Genomic DNA, 19,514 nt, shown 5'->3' with positions numbered 1-19,514 from the left:
TATAAAAAAGGGGGAGCAGCCTGCACTCCCCCTCCTTATCATTACTCAATAATTTTAGCCGCTACAAAAGCAAGGTCGTAAATGTCAATCACATTGTCGCCATTCACATCCGCTTTCTTCGCCTGCTCCCAATCCGGGCTGGTTGAATCTTTGCCGTAGTAGGATGCCACGATAGCCAAATCGCCGATCGTCACTTTCATATCGTTGTTAACGTCGCCGGGAATACCAGGAATCGGAGCTATGATCGCTATACCGAAGCTTGATGGAGCCGCTTCTGTTTCCCCGCCTTGCGCATCCCCAAGAACCGCCTTCGATACGGTGATGGTTCCCGTCGTATTTTGCGTCAAAGCCTTCGCTTTAAACGTCAGCTCCACAACTTGCGCATTGCCGCTAACCGCATGTGTGATGCCTTGACTGACGATAATCAATCTTACTTTGCCTGTCGATTGCTTAATCGGCTCAAGAATGGAGACACCGTCAATAACCGATCTTGCAGAAACGAAATCCATCGTATTCGCGTCATATTCAACAGTGATATCTTGCGCCAATGCCGCTTGCGTCAAGTTCTTCAAGCTGAATGTAACCTTGAACGACTCGCCGCTCGCTACTGTGCTGCCGCCTGTAAGCTCTGTCGATAGTGCCATCGGTGAAGCCGCGATGTTGACCGTAATGACAGCTGCGTCCGAATCCGCAATTCCGTCGTTTGCCTTGAAGGTGAACGTATCCGTGCCAGTTGCGCCGGCATTCGGCGTATACGTGAACGCTCCCGTTGCTGGATCGGTAATCACTGCGGTCCCTTTCGTGCCGTTAGCAGTAATGGAATACGTCAGAGCATCCCCGTCATAACGGCTGACCGTCAAATTGCTGCTATAAACGGCGTCATGCACGGTATTTACAGTTGTACTTACGGCCGTAGGGTTCTCATACAAAGAGAGTGAAAAATCGTCAATATACGCTACCTTTCCATCGTTGCTCGCAGTCGTATTTTTCCAGGAGTAGATGTTGGCCGATGTATTCGTCGCGCCTGTTTTGAATATGACTTTCCCCTCAGAGTAGTTCAATGTGCCTATCGATTTGGAAATTTGCGTACCGCCGTAATTTTTGACGCCGATGCTTTGGGTATTTCCGGCATCCATCACTTTGATCCAGCCTCTGGCTACATAGTAAGTGTTCGGTGTCAAACCGTTCACCACTTGCTCAGCGCCTGAATTGTTGCTAACAAATTTCACGGCATTGCTGCCGGAATGAACATGGGCCGGATCGCTGATGATGGCAGCGCCAGTCCCGTAGAACGATGACCAGCCAGGAGGAGGCGTCGTTGTTCCTGCTTCGAATCCGCCGTTTTGCATCAGGTTGGATAGAGCAATCGCGATGGTTACGGTGCCGATATTAGAATCCAACAAGCCATCCGACGCTTTGAACGTAAAGCTATCGTTCCCTGTCACACCCGGATTAGGCGTGTAGACGAACTCACCCGTACTGCTGTCTACAAGCCGAACCGTTCCCAAAACCCCGTTGCTCACGATAGAAAAATGAAGGAGATCGCCATCAGGATCGGTCGCAGACAGTCTGCCTGTTACCGGGCGGTCCGCTTTCACGCTATACTTCGCATCCGAGATTAACGGACGGTGATTGATTCCCGTTGTATCGCCTTGGAATTCGAACGCGCCAATGTCCGCGAATCCTTTATATAGCGGATTGCCTGCATAATCTTTGCCGCCGTTATTGCTTACCGATATCCCTGCATTAATCGCAGGTGAGTCCGGTTGAAGTTCGTAAGCATAAGCGCTCAGCAGCCCGATTCCCGCTCCGCCAGGATTTACAAACTTCGGATCCGCAGTCACTTTGTTGGCATCGCTAGGTTCGTTGGCCGGATGAACGCCACCCGCCTCGTAGAACACGTTGTTGCTGAATAAAGCGTTGCTCCAACTGTTGTTCAGCCAATTTGTAGGCGTCGAAGCGTTCGTATTATAGAAAATATTATTATAGAAACTGTACCCGTTCTTCACTGTGTTGCCGGAGCCCATAATTTGGTTCTTACTGCCGTCATAATAAAACACATTATTATAAATAGAACCTGTCGTCTTCTCGTCAAAAGCAAAATGGCGGAAAATAATCCCGTCGTTCTGACTGACGTTGTACCGCAATACATCGTTCTCATTCGTGCCCATGAGGAGCATAAAGCCCATCGGATTGTCATGACTGTAATTGTACTGGTAGACCGTATTGATCAGGAATTCGTCAAAATCATAGGCGCAGCCATCCTGATTATTCGCCGGCCCTCCAGTAACCTCGTTATATTGAATGAGCGTGTTCTTGGCGACTGCCAGCCAAATGCCTGCGATAGCGTTGCTGCTCGCCACCCGGGTTCCAAATTTGTTCAAATAGTTATATTCCAATACGGCCCCGTCGGTATCGCGCAAAATAATGCCGTCTCCGCCCACATCTTCCATTGTGTTGTGTCCGATATAAAAGCCTGTGTTCCAGTTGCCGTATTTAAAAGTAGCTGTTGTGGAAAAGGAATCGTCGCCTACATAGTTCGTATGTGCCGCAACGCGAATCGCGACGCGATCGACTTTGCGAATCGTATTATTTTCTATTTTTACATCATTGAATCTGGCCGCTGTAGCTTGGCTCAAAGCAGCCGTGCCTTTCACGACGCCGATAATTCCGCCGTTTTCTTTAGGGCCTGCGTTGTTGTTGCCGTCAATATCGTGGACATAACAGTTTCGAATATAAATGTGGTTATACACCCGATCGCTTTCATTGGCATCAATCGTAAAGAAGATACCCGCTCTCAGAGCAGCCGAATCGTTGTTTTCAACCATGAAATTGTCATCATTCGTTACTTCCAGATTGTTGAGTTCCCAGTATTCCTGATTTCTTAGGAAAACAGCCCCTGTATTGTAAGTCGTTGTTGAATTGTAGATCGTTTTATCAAAATTATTCCCCTGCCCGTTAATGACAGGCTTATTGCCTGTGCCGTATTGGTCGATAATGATCGGATTGCCATCGGCTCCAGAGCCTTTCGGCCATAATTGACCGTTCCATGCATCCCCTGCTTTAAGCAAAATTCTATCGCCAGGGATAAACGTCGTGCCGCTGACTTTATTCAGCGTTTTCCATGGTGTGGCTGCGCTTAACCCATCATTGGCATCATCTCCTGAAGATGAGCTGACATAGAAGGTATGGCTTCCCTGCCCCGAAATAGTGATGATTGCTTGACCGACGACACCGCTGCCGTCTTGCGCCGTTGCCTTTACAGTCACAGTACCGTTGGAAACAGCAGTCAATAAGCCGGTGCTGCTGATCGTTGCACTTCCGGTCCCATTATCTACGGTCCATGCTACGTTATTAGTTGCCGCTCCGCCTGGCTGGGCGGTCGCTCCCATTTGAAGCTGACCTGACCGGGAAGTTATCGCAGAAGCTCCGCCTGCTCCAGTCACAATCAGTGATGTCATCTTGACATCGAACGTTAACTTCAGCATATTGCTCTTTACGCCGCTTGGGTCATTGGATGTCGCTTGAATTTGGATTGTACCGGCTTTAACCGGTGTAAGAACACCCGTGCTCGAAATCGCAGCGACGTCTGTCCCTTCCACAACAGCCCATGTGACGGTTGGATCTGCCGTGTCAGCCGGTATGACCGAGGCGCTAAGCGGAACAGGATCAAGCGTAGTGAATCTTGTTGCTCCCGATGGCGCTTGTATCGTTATGCCTGCTGCTTTTACGGTTTGTCCAGTGATCGTTACGATCGCGCTATTGGAAATTTCCGGCTTTGCCGTAGAAGTAGCCGTGACCTTCACTGTTCCATTTGCCTTCGCTGACAATAGTCCAGTTGCGGAAATTTCAGCAGCATTCGTCGGCGTGCCATCTGAATTTTCTACTTTCCATACGACAGTTGAAGGTGCGCCGGCAGGGTTTACAGTCGCAGTCATTTGCAGAGTTCCTGTATCCGCAGTAATGGCCGTTGCACCATCTTGACCGGATACCGTTAATCCTTGCAAATCTGCCGTCGTAACAGGGATCGATAATGGAGTTGAGAGACTCGTTCCAAGCTGTGTGGTTTTAATATCGTCATAATAAGTTGCCGTATTATTAGGCGCCCAATTTCCTAACAAAGCTACATATTGGTATTTGGTTTCTTTCGTTGTCGTTCCAACCAGCATCCCGTCAATATACATTTTGGCATCCGTACCCGAAGTGAGGTCCCATTTAAACTCATGCCAAGCTGGCGCTGTTCCTCTAGTTACCGATGCTGCTGAAAAGGCAGAAGTCATAATTCTCGATACGAAATTAGTACTCGATCCCGTTGCGCCATCCCAATGTTCCCCAAGGATTAATCCATTGGATACATCGACAGCCCCAACAGGAGAACTTGTGGTTACTTTCGTCCCTACCCAAATATTATTTCGAGATTGGCCGGTTGGAGACCCGTTATAGAACCACGCCGTTACCGTGCCATTTAACGCTGCTCCCATATCTATTCTTTCGGTATTATTGGCTGTACCAGCGCGATTAGCGCTGTATGAACCGCTATGTGCAGGAACACCAGCCCCGCTGCTTGCAATTACAGACGTATTTGTCGTGTTTGCCGCAGGATCATAACTAAAACTGCCTAAGTTCCCATTTTCAAAGCCTTCAAAATATTTCACATCCAGATACTTAACGTCCGCCTTAACATCGACAGGAACATTGCCCGCAGAGCCATCGTAGGTCAAGATGCCTGTTGCATCGTTGATCGTGACGCCTTGAACACTGGATGAATAATGCACGCTGTTCAACTGGGGATCCGTCGAGTTGGAGGCCGTCGTTTTCTTTAACTCGATATTCGATCCGTCGCTCATACGTGCCATGACTTTCAACTGTACTTGCTCGCCCAACACCGCGATCTGCGATTTGTCAGCGACCACATAGGTACTGACTACCGTGGGAATGGCCGACGGTGATGGGAAGACTGCCGCATAGGCGGTTGGGCTGCTTCCGGCTGGAAAATGAATCACATTCATAGCCAAAAGCGAAACAACACCGAAGGACACAGTGCGTTTAAACGTTTTAATAAATGGCATCGTTCACGGCTCCTTTGTATCTTATGAGAAGCAATTGTCATCTCATATGATACAATACGTATTGTCCAAATCATGTGCATAATCTTTACTTTTTCGTTTAAATTCTTTACATACATGTTGAGCGAAAAGGAGACCGGAGAAACTATCTTCTCCGATCTCCGCACTTCCGTTTATTCTAAAATTTTCGCCGCAATCGCTGCAAGATCGATAATGTCAATGATGCCATCACCGTTAATATCCGCTGCCTTCACTTCCTGCCAATCTGCGCTGGAGGTTGTTTTGCCATAATGGGCAGCTGCAAAAGCAAGGTCACCAATACTTACTTTACCGTCATGGTTAATATCGCCCGGGATGCCTACGGTAATATTTACCCCTACAGACGACACGGTTGCTGACGTTTCCACGCCCGCCCCATCAGCAAGAATGGCGCTTGCCACAGCAATCGCTGCGGATGCCGATTGCGAAACCGACTTCGCTCTAAAAGTTACTTCAAGCAGCTGCGCATCGCCCGAAACCGCATTTCCAGCGCCCTCGCTGGCTAGAATGAAACGCAATTGGCCTGCCGTCTTCTTCGTATCGATAAGGCTTACTTTCTCTTTAACCGACTTGACCGATACGAAGTCCAACAGACTCGCATCGTAGTTCATGATAAGATCCTGCGCATACACTTGGCTCGTAACGCTGCTAAGCCCCAAGCGCACAACAAATTCATTGCCTGTGTAGACTGAAGATGAGCTGCTGAGCGTTGTCTTCGCACTTGAAGGCACCCCTGCTTCCACTGTCACTTGACTTGTCGCCTTAAAGCCGCCGTCGACACTTGTGGCCGTAATCGTGACCGTCCCTGTCTTCAATCCGGTGACAATTCCTTTGCCCCCGGCATTCTCCACGCTCGCTACCGTAGGATCGCTGCTGCTCCAAGTCACGTTCTTGTTGCTCGCATTCGCAGGCTGTACAGCAGCTGTCAACGCTATTGTTTCTCCTTGCTTGACGGTTGCAGAAGACTTGTCGACCTGCACGCCAGTTGCCGGAATCTGCACTTCCGTATCCTCTCGCACCGCACTTTTCAAATTCGGCAGCGCTTCTGCGCCCTGAGCATTGGCGACTACCGCTGTTTCCAACGCTGCAGAGGCATTCTCGTTCAGCGGTGTCACTTGAAGCTTCAGCAAAGCTGCATCCGGCGTAATGCCATTCTCTGCGCTCAGCACGATTCTCGTGCGCCCGTTCGCCGACTCGCTTCGGAGCACCTTCACGCCCTCTTGAACAGGCTCTACCGCTGTCACATTCAAACCGTCCGTCGCTACCACGACATCCATCGCTTTCGCTGCCGATGACAAGCTGCTAACCGCCAACTCATAATGCTTGAGCTGCTGCGTGGTTGGAGCGACTACTTTGGTCAACTGCAGATTCGGCGAATCCGCTTTGTTCTGATCCTTCTGCGCTACGAACATGCCGTTAATCCCTTGAGAATCGCCGATTGTTCCGTTAATGCCCAGCGCCTTTAATACGGTGGCTGCCAAATCTTTGGTCGTGCCGCCCTGCAGAATTTTCTCCTTGCCCGTATCCGTGGCAACCGTTCTGCCGTTAGCCGCAAAGAAAATCGTAGTCGCCAGCGGGGAATCTTGACCGTGCGAAGTAGCGCTTCCCAGCGTCGTATTCGCATTTTCCGTACCTCCGCCGTGATCCGGCAGCATCAGGATGAGCGTATCATCCAGCAGGTTTTTATCGCGCAGCGAGTTCACGATTGTGCCCACATTCAGATCCGTTTTCGTCAACTGCTCGTAATACTGCTTTGTATAGAAGCCGTAAGAGTGACCCGCATGATCCATATCATCGAATTGGATGAACATCAAAGACGTATCCAGCGCTTTTCCGCTTGCCACATATTGGGCGAAAGCAGCAGCGTCCACTTCGTCGCCTCCCGAACCGACCTCTACACCGACTGACGGTTCAATATGACCGTCCACAATATTTTTCCATGTCGCAAAAGCCGCAAGCTTCTTGTTCGGAAGTGCTTCTCTCACCTTTTTAAAGACGGAAGGATAGGGGGACGTTTCCGAATAATAAAACATGCCGCTATCGTCATTATTGATCTGATGCTTGCTGAAGTCTACGCCGTTCAGCATGGCTCCCCAGTTTGGCGATGAGCTTGACGGCAGTGTCGTTTTAGCTGTATAACTTGCCGCCCCTTTCTCAATCAAGCTCCGCAGGTTAGGCGCAATTTGCCGGGAGCCGACTTGCTCCTTAGGCGAACTTGGCGTCTCCCAATACGGCGCATTTGGCATCACGGACACGCCGCCGCCGTCCATGCCGATGACGACAACCCTCTTGTAAGGAACATACTGCGCATTTGCAGCAATCTGTTTCTGCAGATCTTCCGAATTGCCCTGCGCGAGTGCAAGATCCCCTACCGTAACCACGCCGTCCTTGTTCAAGTCTTCTGTCGCTTTCGGATGGATTTGAACCGTTTCAGGCTGCGATATAAACGTTTCATTTACCATTTTCGTCGTACCGGTATAAAATTCAGCCTTGTTCACTTGAATTTGGCCTTGTCCGGAAGCTGCTTTCGTTCTGAAAAACACTTCGGAAATTCTTGATTTACTGTATTCCAGCGGATTTGTTTGGCTGTAAACGATGCCTCCCGGAAGGGTTAACTTCACAATGCCTGGCGTGGACGTATCCGCAGATACCGCTTTCGTCGCACTTACAAATTCGAACAAGCTGCTGTCATAGGCGAGTTCTATAACGGATTTATCCACCGCCGTGCTCATCGTCGGCGTGCGAAGATCTAAGTTGACTCGGAAGGTGCCCCCCTGTACCGCATGTTCAGCGCCAATTAAATTCAAGGAACCGTTGAAATTATTATTCACCTGCACCGGAGGCGCACTGTTAAACATATCCCCGGCTTCCTGCGCCGTAACGACACGTTTGATGATCTGGAGCTCATCCACTTGCATGTCAAACGTATTCACAGCATACGCTCCCGTACCGTCGTTGCCGATCATCGTAGATAGCCCGGCATCAATCGTTCCCGTCCTGCCGGCAATATTCATACTATTCGTGATGTTTTGATACAAGGTGCCGTTCTTCACTGAAACCGCCACGGGGACGCCGTCTTTATAGAAATCTGCCCGTCCGGTTGTTCGATCGTGAGATACTACGATGTGATGCCATTTTCCATCAGCAACGTTCGGAATTTCGGCATCCGCCCTTGATCCGCCTTGCGTGTTGTAATTCCATTTCAAACTGTTATTCGGCTGTAAAGCTAATACATAGCCCACATTGGCGCCGTTCGCCCAGTTTTTGTTCGAAATAACCGGCGGATCGCTCGCTACGCCTGGCGACTTTACCCAAAATGCCAATGTAAAGCTCGTGCCCGTGCCGAACTGAAGATTGGCTGGCTTGCCCAAATTCAAATATTGCCTGTTCGCACTCGTCGAAGTAAGATTGAGCGCCTTCCCGACTCTTCCCGGCACATAGGTCGGATTCCCTGCTGGCGTAACACTTGTATCGTTTGCGGAGCTGTCGACAGCATTGTCCTCAAACTTCAATTGGAGCGCTAAATCCGAAGCAGCAACTTCGGCATAGGCGGTTTGCGCCATAAACGGCAGCGCTGCAGGCAAACCTGTAGTTGCTAATAGTGCGGCTGTGAGCGTAGAAATGAAAACCTGCTTAAACGTGACTTTCATTTGGACATCCTCCCGAATTAAAATAATGGTTGAGCTGATTACAGACACGCTTTACAAAACAAAAACAATACAAAAACACATAATAACAACCCGTTACACTGTGATCTTATTCGAGAGTTCGATAATTGACAAGACATTCGACAAAGGTTCCTACAATGCGAATTTATTCGGCTTTTTATTTTCACAATGGTGGTACTAGGGACTCATTTTTTATATTTTTTTTGTAAAAAAAGATCAATAAAAAGACAGACACGAACTTAACAAAACGCATGTAAGTTCGTGTCCATCCCAATCCTGCTTTACTCGATAATTTTCCTCGCAATTGCAGCCAAATCGAAGATGTCGATAACATTGTCCCCGTTGACATCGGCTTTCTTCGCTTGTTCCCAGTTCGGACTGCTTGATGTTAGGCCGTAGAAAGATGCCGCGATCGCAAGATCCCCGATGCTCACTTTGCCATCGTTGTTGATGTCACCCATGTCTCGCGTAATAATCGAGGCTTTGAATGTATCCAACGCACCATGCAAGGTAGCGACTGCGGTGCTCACTTGTTCTTGCGTAGCGTTCGCATCATTAGCCACAATCTTAGCCACATCGATTGCCGTTTGAAGCAATTGTTTCGCTCCAACCGGATACTGGCCAATTTGCGTGCCTTCCAAGGCAGCATCGTGTGCTGTTTGCGCAACATGAATAAGATCGGTCAAATCCGACTTATCGATAGAAGGAAGCGTGATCTGAATGCCCATCGCCGATGAGGCCAGTTTCGTTTCCGCTCCCTGGTCATCGCCCAACGTGATGTCGGATACCGTGACCAGCCCTTCAACCGCTTGCGGCACGTGTTTGGCTTTGAAAATCAATTTCAGCAGCTGCGCGCTGCCCGTAACGCCATGTGCAGCACCTTCGCTTGCCGTAATCAGGCGAAGTTTGCCAGCTGTGTTTTTCACAGTTGCAAGCAACTGTATGCCATCCTGAACAGGGGCCGCTGAGACGAACTCCATCGCGTTCGGATCGTACTCCATGGAGATGTCCTGCGCATACACGCTATGCCGCACATTGTCCAGCCCGAGGTTAAGCATGAACTCCTCCCCTGCTTGAACCGTATCGTTCCCCTCTAATACAACCGCAGGGTCCTTCGGTATCGCCTCGGATGTTACTTTAAATTCTCTGACAATGACCCAGAAATTTTGCGTGTCGGTTACCCTTATACGAACGAATCTTGCCTTCTGGTTATCAACCGGAACGTTGATCTCGGATTGCTCTTCCAAAGTCGCGAGCTTTGTCCACGTCGATCCGTCCACCGAATATTCCAGAATGCCGTGATGAATATAATCGGACAGACTGCCGGATTTCCCCATGAATACTTGCACGTTCGTCACTTTGCGTACTTCATTTAAATCCACACCGAGCACGTCGCCTACAGCCGGATTGCTGTTGCTCCAGAAATAAGTATTAAGATTGCCGTCAAGCATCTTGTCTGGCGTATTCGTTTGGTACGTCCCCATCGTTGTAATCGGAAAAGGAGTTGCGGGAACAACGCCCAGCCAATTGTCATTTTCCCGGATAGCGCGGGCGAAGAAGTCTTCAAATACTTGATTCGCCTTGACCTGCTTAATGGCGCTGATCTGCGTTTTGAGAGTATTCAGTGCCGTTCTGTGCGCTGCCGCCTGCTGCTTATTATTGCGCTTCTGGGAAAGCAGCATTTGAGCAGCTTCTACGCCCGCTTTTCCATACAATTCGTCCTTATTCAAATAATAGGCCGTCTCTGCGATAAAGTTGGCGTGCCCGAGCGTGCTGCGCAAAATCGCCGGTGTTTGCTGCAGCTTCGTGAATTCGGAGATTAATTGGTTCACAGTTTCCGTTATCGTGCCACTGCCGGTAAACGCAGTCCACAGGTTATCGATCAGCGGACTCAAAGTTAGCGATTCCTTCGCATTCAAAGGAGACGAATAGTGATTCTCTGCAAAAGTTTTTAACGCCTCTGCCGCCGGCCCGCCCAATCTCTTAATGCTTAGGAGCCAAGAGCTGTCAGGATCATAGGCCTGAGGGTTCCACAGGTAATCCGCAATGGAGAAGAGCGCAATTTTGGAAGCTTCCGCTTCATTCATCGGATTCGCCGTAAGGCCGATAATGCCATGGTCGGCTAATCCGGCATCGCGGTTATACAGCGGACCTAAGTAAATCTTATCTCTTGCGTAATCATTAACCGGGTAGTTATCCCAGATCAGCAGATCGTGTTTATAAATGCTTTTGGCTTTATCGGCATCGGATACAGAGATACCTGCAGGGACGACGGCCGCCCCCGTCCATTGCACAATGATACTCGGATCGACAAGCGCAGAAAAACGGTTGATATACGTCGTTGTCGTAATATTGGCATAATCCGTCGGAACCGTAATCAAACGGTGAGCGCCCGGATGGGTGTCGATGAATTCCGTTTTGAACCGGTTGAGCAGAAAAGCTTGCGCAGCCGCCGGCGGGCTGGCGTCGCTGTTAAACTTCGTTTTATCGGCACTGCAGCTCAGCGTTTTGTTAATATCGTCCAGGAACAGCGCAAACGAACGCACACCTTTATCCCACATCACTTGCGCCTTTGCCGTCAACGCTTGGAAATCCGTATTGTCCGAAAAACATACGGTATTCCCCGGAGAAATGGCGAATACGAACTCCACATGCTCCTGCTTGGCTTTGTCGATTAATTCGGCAATTTGGGCCACTTTATCAGCCGGATAAGGATCGCGCCACTTATCTCGGTGATACGGATCATCCTTCGGCGCATAGATGAACATGTTCATCTTCTGCTCCCCGTAAAACGCCAGCTGGCTGAGACGGTCTTCATGCGACCACGGATCGCCGTAGAAGCCTTCAATAGATCCGCGCCAATTCATTTTCGGCCAATCTCTGACCGTAAGTCCCGGGATCGAATAGCTGGACTCTTTAGCAGTAATGATTTGACGAAGCGTTTGGGCGGCATAGAAAGTGCCCGTCTGATTTTTACCCGCAAGAACGATGTTCTTGTGCCCTGACGAGTCGATGCCTGAAGCGAGCACATAGCCGTCCTCTTTTAAATCTTCCGGACCGGTCACACCCAAATCTTGCAGGACAGCGCCTGAAGCCGTATTCTCTGAGGGTCCGCCAACCCATACGTTTACCGGAGCATCAGGAACGGCAGAGCTATCATTTGCGCGCTTAATGCTCTGAACGCCTGCATTCCGCAAAATGCCCTCCACCGCTTGAACGGCTGCCGAATCCGTGCCGCTGCCTGTTACGAGGCCTACTTCCGCAGGAATGATGAAACCTTGCCCCTTTACTGAAACGGATTGCGGGATGGGTGAAATAACAGGAAAGCTGGAAGCGGGCTCAGTCTCTGCCGCTTGCGAAACCGGAACGCTAAACAAAGGAATGGCAATGGTGACAGCCAGGAACAACGTCGTTGTTTTTCTCCATATGCCATCTTGGAATAAAGATTTTTTAACATTCATCATACATGCCACCTTTTCAATGAAATTTACCGTGCAATGGTTCGAGCTTAGAGAATAGCTCTCTAAGCTCAAGCCATGCAGCAAACTATTGCATAATTAGATTCGCGATAGCCGCAAGATCGAGAATGTCAATCACGTTATCATGGTTGATATCGGCGATTTTGACTAGATCCCAGTCTGGACTTAGCGAGTTCTTGCCATAGTTCGCCGCTGCAAAGCCCAGATCGCCGATACTCACTCGGCTATCCCCGTTGACATCCCCTGGAATTCCCCGAATGACCATAGCCTTAAACGTATCGAGCGCGCTTTGCAATACGACCGCAGCGGAAGTCACTTCCGTTTGCGTTGCATCCCCATTGCCCGCAAGCAATTTCGCAGCATCGATTGCCGACTGAAGCGCTTGTTTCGAACCTGCCGGATATTGACCGGATAGCGTTCCTTCGACAGCAGCATCATGAGCCGCTTGCGACACTTGGATCAATTGGTTCAGCGCCGCTTTATCCACAACCCCACGAACAGTTACCCCGTGCTCGGCTCCAACTGCCGTAACTTCTTGACCTGTTGCATCCGCAAGGATGACGCTGGATACGGTCAATCTACTTTCGGCTGACGGCGCACCCGGTTTCGCTTTCCAGTTCAATTGCACAAGATCGCCATCTTGCTTAACCGCATGATCGCCTCCAAGACTTGCCAGAATGATACGCACTTTGCCCGGCGATGGGCTGCTCGTTTGCACGACTTCCACTTCGTTTGGCTTCAGAGAAACGGCTGAAACGAATTCAAACGCGTTTGCGTCATAATCAACTGTGATATCCTGCGCATATACGCCTTGCGCCATGTTCCCCGTCACGCCGTTTAAACCGTAATTCAGAACAAACGGCTTACCTTGTTCCACGGAATCGTCACCATTTAGATCGGCAAAAGGTTGGGTGGCCGGTACGGTGCGGTAAAGTCCGAACTCTGCCAGATGTACGGGACCTCGCGATCCGAGAATCCGCACGCGAAACTCCTGTCCGGTGACTGGCTTTGCCATATTGAAAATCTGTTTATACCCGATGACCGAGGCCGTCACAATGGGACTCCAAGTGCCATCGGAGCTGCGGACATCCACTGTGTAGGACTCTACTTGCTGTCCGTATCTAATGTCCTCCTGCAGCACAACCTTATCGATAGCAGTTGCCTGACCTAGAGAAAAAGTCAAGCTGCTTGGCTGTTTGGAGGCCGACGACCAGGAAGTGTCGTAAGATCCGTCGATAGCTTGCTTAGGATCAGAATCGGGAGCGCCATTGTCAGCTTTCACGTCAGCACCCGCTGCGAGATTCATGGAGAACTCGCGTTTTAATTGCTTTTGCCAGTCCGCCAATCGGATCACATCTTCATCGGGCAGCTTCCCGTTCTTATCGGGCGGGATGTTCAGCAAGAGTACAGAGTTACGTCCGACGTTATTGATATACAGATCCCTCAGTTGACTGACCGATTTCGGATGTTGGTCGGCATGGTAGAACCAACCCGACCGGATGCTTACATCCGATTCTGCCGGGAACCAGGTTAAATACGCCATCCCGTTGGCGGCCCCGGAAGCAAGCGCCGCACGGCTGCCGAGATCCGGCGATGAATAGCGTGGACTGTAGGTCAAGCTGCCATTCGGTTCTGTTCTGGCTGCGAGAACGCTCCACTCGTTCGTACGGGCAGAACCCGATTCATTGCCTACCCAGCGGACGTCCGTTCCCGACACCGCTGTTACGGCATGCGGCGCAAGCGAACGAATTAGCGAGTAATAGCTGTCCCAATCATAATTTTCTACTTTCCCAGCCGGAATGCGGCCTTGGGAACCGTCAAACCATACCTCGTCTATGGCCCCATACTCCGTTAACACCTCGTAAAGTTGGTTTAAAAATACCGCCCCGTAGTCTGTTGCTTGCAAACGGAAGCTAGGAAGATTGCTCTTCCCTGTACGATCGTCTCCAGGGAGTAACGTCGGAATAGTCCGCTCGCTGCGAGCACTGCCATTGGCATAAATGCCTTTGGCATAGGCATTCTCGTCGGCAGGCGATAAGTATACGCCGGCTTTAATGCCGTATTTGTGCATCGATGTCACGAAATCACGCAGCACATCCCCTTTCCCACCACGCCATGTGCTGCTGGCTACGTCATGATCGGTATACCGCGACGGGTAAAGCAGGAAGCCGTCATGATGCTTGACGGTAAGGATCGCCATTTTGAAGCCCCCGGCTTTCAGCGAACGCGCCCATTGATCTGTATCCAGTCCTGTCGGCTGGAAAATGTTCGGATTCTCGTCGCCGGTTCCCCACTCCTGACCTGTGAATGTGTTCACCCCAAAATGAAGGAAGGCTGTCTGCTCATACCGCTGCCAATCCACCTGCCGCTGATCCGGTCGAACAAGCGATGCTTTTTCAGCGAGAACGGCAGCGCACTCGTTGGCTTTAATTGGAATGCGTATGCCTGGTTGCAAGCCTTCCGGCAGTGTGCAAGGACCGCCAAGCAGCCCCATCAAGTCGGCCTTGAAAGCCCCCTCGACTGTGGCCGCAGCCACACCGTAGATTTCGCCAGTCATGCTCGTCCCTGATGCGGCTCCAGCATCTCCGGCAAAAATGACGCTCATGCGGTCTGCGTTAGGCTTAGCCGTCAAAACAATGGTTTGGCCAAGCTGCTGCTGGCCAGACCAAACGCTGATGGCGGCAGTTCCATCACTTCGATCGTCGTAGTATAGGCCAAGATGCATATATTCGCCGATAAATTTACCGGACATATCGATAGTTGCCATGGACTGGCCATTCACTACTACTTCAAGGGACTCCCCGGCTGTCGAACGCTTCAAAGTTACGGCTCCCGCCACATCCATGATGACCGAGCCCGGCCGAATCGCGGACGGAGCAGCGAGAATCTCCGTCACCAGATCCGCTGTGAGAATACCGCCGCTTACCGGCGAGACCGCCGGAGTGAACTGGATGCGGGATCCGGCACCGCTCATGCTTAGCCGGCCAAGTCCTGTTATTTGAGCACCGTTTGCTTCGAGCTGCCCTTGAAGGAGCTCATCCTGCGCAGGTGTATACGTTGTATTCGACAAGGTGCCGAGCCCTTGCAGAGATAAGCTTCTCTTCACGCTGGATAAGCTCATTAGCTTCAGCAGCGACGGGTCGAAGCTTCCCGAGTAGCCGGTAATTACCGCTCGAGAAATCGATCCTTTAAAGCCCCGAGTGAGCGCTGACGGGTGAACATCGTTGCCTAAGCCGACTTCCGCTTTGGGACTGCCAGACCGAATTGCGCGTCCGATTGTCGAAGTTTTCGCAGGAAGTTCTTTTCCATCAAGAAATGCACGCAATGTTGCACCTGATGCGTTCGGCTCATAAGCGAGCGCAATCACATGGTCCTTATCGGCCTCAGGCGCCGCAACCGTCCCTTTAAAATCGGTATAAGTGCTGTTATTAAGCACCGTGAAACCATATTCAATCGTCGTTGCGGATTGATATCGCGCCCACATGTTGCCGCCGATCCCGATAATCGTGCCAAGAGCGCTCTGCGAAACCGCCGCCTTCGGCTTGAACTTCGCTTCAACGATCACACTCTTGTCTTCGGTTGTCGAACCGAAAGCTGCTGTCGGATTGAAGTCGATCCCATCGGAGCCTCCATTTAGTACCGCTCCCTGCCCGGCAATGATCTGCTCGGTACCCGAACGCCGGAGAATCGAGCCGTCTATCATCTCTCCGGTAGAAGCCGTGTAACCCGTTCCCGTTGTAAAAGACCCGCCAAAACCTACATCGAGCAGCGCTTGACCCACGGTCGCCGAAGCCGCTTGCACCGCCCCTTCGGGAAAGGCAATTGCAGGTATCATCGACACGAATACGGTACAAGATAAAATTAAACTTGCAAACTTCTTACTCCCGTTTCTCAATGGATATCCTCCTTCTTTGATATGATTCGATACATTTTGTATCTAAAATAACAAAACCGAATACTTTGCCTGGACACTCCCCCCGTACTTCTTGGTAATTTAATTGTATATGGTCTTCGTTTAGATAATAATTGATTTTTTTACGTTAAAAGTTAATTATTCTAATATCTTTTAAAAATAGTTACTTTTATTCTAATATCTTATTGGCAATCGCCGCCATATCGCTGATGTCGATGATTCCGTCTTTGTTGATATCCGCCGCTTTCACCTGCTGCCAGTTCGGACTAGCCGCTGTTTCACCATAATGAGCTGCTGCTAACCCTAAATCGCCAATGCTCACTCTGCCATCTCCGTTCACATCTCCCGGAATGCCGGCAGGTACAGGCGTAACTTGAACCGTAATGGAAGATCCGTCCACTTCCCATTCAACTCCTTTGTCATCCGCCAGCGTAGCTCCCGCGACTGTGATCAGCCCAACCGCCGCTTCCTGCACATTCTTCGCCTTAAAGACGATCTCGGCAAATTCAGCCGTACCCGTTACGGCATTGCCAGCCCCTTGACTTGCCAGGATAACTCGGAGCGTGCCTGCTTGATCCTTGGACTGAATGACGCTAATACCGTCTTTCGATGACTTCGCCGAGACAAATTCCATGACATTGGCATCATAGTTTAACTTAATATCCTGTGCATAGACGCTTTGCGTCACGTTCTGCAGTCCGAAACGGACCGTGAACTCACTGCCTGCGGCAACGGAGCTTGCACCGCTGAGCGTGGTTTCGGGAGATACCGGACCAACAATTTGATCTGCAGGGACGATTTCCGCACGGTCAATGGTAAGGAACGTACCTGTCGACTGGATGTTTTTCGTTCCCGTTACCCTAACCTTTATTGTATGGGGACCTGAACTCAGCACCTGCGAAACGAATACATTGGCTCCGCTTTGACTAGCTGAAGCGTACATATCAATCATTCGCTCGGCGCCGCCGTCAATGGAAATCGCAGCAATACCTTGATTAGCCCCTTTCGTTCCGATCAAAATAATTTGCTTTCCAGTAAATTTCAGCTGAAACTCATCATTTGTCGTTCCGCTAATGCTTTCATTGGCAATCGTCCATGCACCTGTATAGTTAAATTGATTGCTGCCCGAACCAACGGCATTATTTTCGACTACGGTCCTGTTCATCACTTCGGCGCGTTCGAGAGAAAGAGAAAATCCGGCTGAAGCACTGTTTTTCCTGCCGGCAACTCTGACTTTGATGGTGTGCTCACCAAGCGGCAAAACCGGTGAGGTATACCAAGCAACCGTATTTTGCCGGGCAGCCGCATAGAGGTCCGCATCGACTTCACTGCCGCCATCCAAGGATACAGCCGCAATGCCATGAGCAGGATCTTTCGCGCCAATTAATTTCACTTGTGTACCGACAAATTTGATTTCAAAATAGGTATCGGTCAAACTGGTGTAACTATCCGATCCAACGATCCACCCGTCGCTTCCATTGCTTTTCGTGCCTAATTTTGAATAATAAATCTGATTGACATCTGTGCCCTTTACATCATTTTTAATCGAAGTCATTCCCTGTGGATCCGTTGGGGCCGGGTTGCTGACCGACGGCTCATCTCCAATCAGACTAACCCTGTTAAAGAAATCGGCAACCTTGGCGGAACGAGGGCCACCCCACATTCTTTCGGAGAGCACTTGGCGCGGTTTTCTGGAGGCATCTTCAAAATTGGATTCCGGAATGACGTATTCCCCTTCTCCAACCTCTACGCCTTTAAACGAGCTGCCGCTTTCATATCCAATCCTGCCATCCGGTGTCTTTACTTGATCCCAGTAGTCTGACCAGATGGAAAGAAAGTAACCCATTATATTCTCATGAACAGCAGGGTTCCAAGTCTCATACATGGATGTTGTGTTTGGCAAAAGAGAGCGTCCTGCAGTTACATAAAGTACGTTCCCAGGAGAGGCATAAACTTTATAACCCTCTTTGGCGAAATCAATCGCTTGCTTCGAGGAGCTGCCTTCGTCGCTCCAAACGGTAATAACGTTACCCCTATTCAAACCGATGCTGGGATGATAGTCTTCAAACCCGTTCCAATTCATCGGTGTTTTCCCGAGCTCTTTCACATGCAGGCTCATTTCATTAATAAATTCGATAAAGCTGTCCCCGATTTTCGGCAAGCCGTTATTCGTTTTGTAAGTAACAAGCTCGGGACAAGCATTCATTTTCGCCTCGGTTTGAATTTCATCGGAACCGATATGGAAGTACGGTCCTTTAAACAACGGAACAAACTCATCGAGCAGCGATTTGATCCATGCGCGTGTTTCGCTTTTCGTATAATCGACCGTAAACTGAGGAATGCTCCAGCCCGTCGTATCTTTATCCATGGAGGAGCAGCTGAATTTCATCGCCGGGTTGAATTTGTTAAGGATTGCCGCATGACCGGGCATTTCTAATTCCGGTATGATCAGAACGTGATACCGATCAGCGATTTCAGTCAACCTTTGGATATCAGCTCTGCTGTACGATTTAGGCGAAGCCAGGCCCGGATACGTTTCACTTTGCAAACGGAATCCGTTCCATTCGCTAAAATGAATTTGAAATGTATTCATCTTGTTCCACGCCAGCCGTTTGATCGTATCCTCCAGATAGGTCATCGAATAATATCTGCGGCCGACATCAAGCATAATGCCGCGCTGTGCGTACTGCGGATAGTCCCGGGCTACGCCTTGAGGCATATAGGATCGCGAAGCGTCCTGCTGCAGGATTTGCAGTACCGTCCGAGTTCCGTAAAATACGCCGCCGGACGTATGCGCTTTAATAGAAACGAAAGCTCCCGCTTCCAGCACATATCCTTCATTTCCGATCCCCGCGTCGTCCGTTTTCAGCGATAAGAATAAATCGCCTGCCTTAGCGGTATTATCATTTACAATGGCAACTGCCTTCCCTGTAACTAATGTCAAATCTTCTTTAAAAGCCGCCGCTGTATCCGCTAGTTCTGCACTGGATAAGGAATCTACGACGATTCGTGATGTATTTTTGAGTTGAAAAGCACCGGTTCCTCCCGTCCACTCCCGTAAGCTTGGCACCACATTGGGAGCCGCGTTCGCTGCGTAAGTGACAGAAGGCAACTGGAATAGAGAAAATAACAGAGAGACAACCACTAGAGCTAAAACTGTTTTTCGTTTCATAAAAGAATAACTCAAACGAATTCCCCCGTTTCACCGTTCTCCATATTGGAAAAACAAGGAGGATGCCATCTTGCATCCTCCCCTATTTACTTTCATTGAATGATTTTGCTGGCGATAGCCGCAAGGTCGAGAATGTCAATCACGTTATCATGGTTGATATCGGCGATTTTAACTAGA

The 19,514-nt window shown here is 49.9% G+C and carries 5 protein-coding genes; all 5 read right to left on the bottom strand.

Going from position 1 to position 19,514, the window contains the following annotated elements; genetic code table 11:
- Nucleotides 1–41: 41 nt before the first annotated feature.
- On the bottom strand, nt 42–5,069 hold the full coding sequence (locus GC097_RS29005; RefSeq protein ID WP_171686758.1) for an Ig-like domain-containing protein: 5,028 nt from the start codon (nt 5,067–5,069) through the stop codon (nt 42–44).
- A 170-nt stretch (nt 5,070–5,239) separates the two neighbouring features.
- A complete protein-coding gene (locus GC097_RS29000) occupies nt 5,240–8,755 on the bottom strand; it encodes an Ig-like domain-containing protein (RefSeq protein ID WP_171686757.1) in 3,516 nt (1,171 codons plus the stop codon).
- A gap of 299 nt (nt 8,756–9,054) precedes the next feature.
- Nucleotides 9,055–12,234 (bottom strand): beta-N-acetylglucosaminidase domain-containing protein, encoded by a 3,180-nt coding sequence (locus GC097_RS28995; RefSeq protein ID WP_171686756.1) that lies wholly within the window; start codon nt 12,232–12,234, stop codon nt 9,055–9,057.
- A gap of 85 nt (nt 12,235–12,319) precedes the next feature.
- Nucleotides 12,320–16,147 (bottom strand): alpha-L-fucosidase, encoded by a 3,828-nt coding sequence (locus tag GC097_RS28990; RefSeq protein WP_171686755.1) that lies wholly within the window; start codon nt 16,145–16,147, stop codon nt 12,320–12,322.
- A gap of 187 nt (nt 16,148–16,334) precedes the next feature.
- Nucleotides 16,335–19,337 carry a family 20 glycosylhydrolase gene (locus GC097_RS28985; RefSeq protein WP_171686754.1) on the bottom strand — a complete coding sequence of 1,001 codons (3,003 nt, stop codon included), beginning with the start codon at nt 19,335–19,337 and terminating at the stop codon, nt 16,335–16,337.
- Between the last annotated feature and the right edge of the window lie 177 nt (nt 19,338–19,514).

Source organism: Paenibacillus planticolens, assembly GCF_013141725.1.
Classification (GTDB): domain Bacteria; phylum Bacillota; class Bacilli; order Paenibacillales; family NBRC-103111; genus Paenibacillus_E; species Paenibacillus_E planticolens.
Note: the sequence above shows the minus strand (reverse complement) of the source record. Positions and strands in the feature narration are given on the sequence as shown.

Bases quoted from the DNA above. Each gene is read 5' to 3' on its own strand.
- GC097_RS29000 (WP_171686757.1), bottom strand. From the start codon at position 8,755: ATGAAAGTCACGTTTAAGCAGGTTTTCATTTCTACGCTCACAGCCGCA.
- GC097_RS28985 (WP_171686754.1), bottom strand. From the start codon at position 19,337: ATGAAACGAAAAACAGTTTTAGCTCTAGTGGTTGTCTCTCTGTTATTT.
- GC097_RS29005 (WP_171686758.1), bottom strand. From the start codon at position 5,069: ATGCCATTTATTAAAACGTTTAAACGCACTGTGTCCTTCGGTGTTGTT.
- GC097_RS28995 (WP_171686756.1), bottom strand. From the start codon at position 12,234: ATGAATGTTAAAAAATCTTTATTCCAAGATGGCATATGGAGAAAAACA.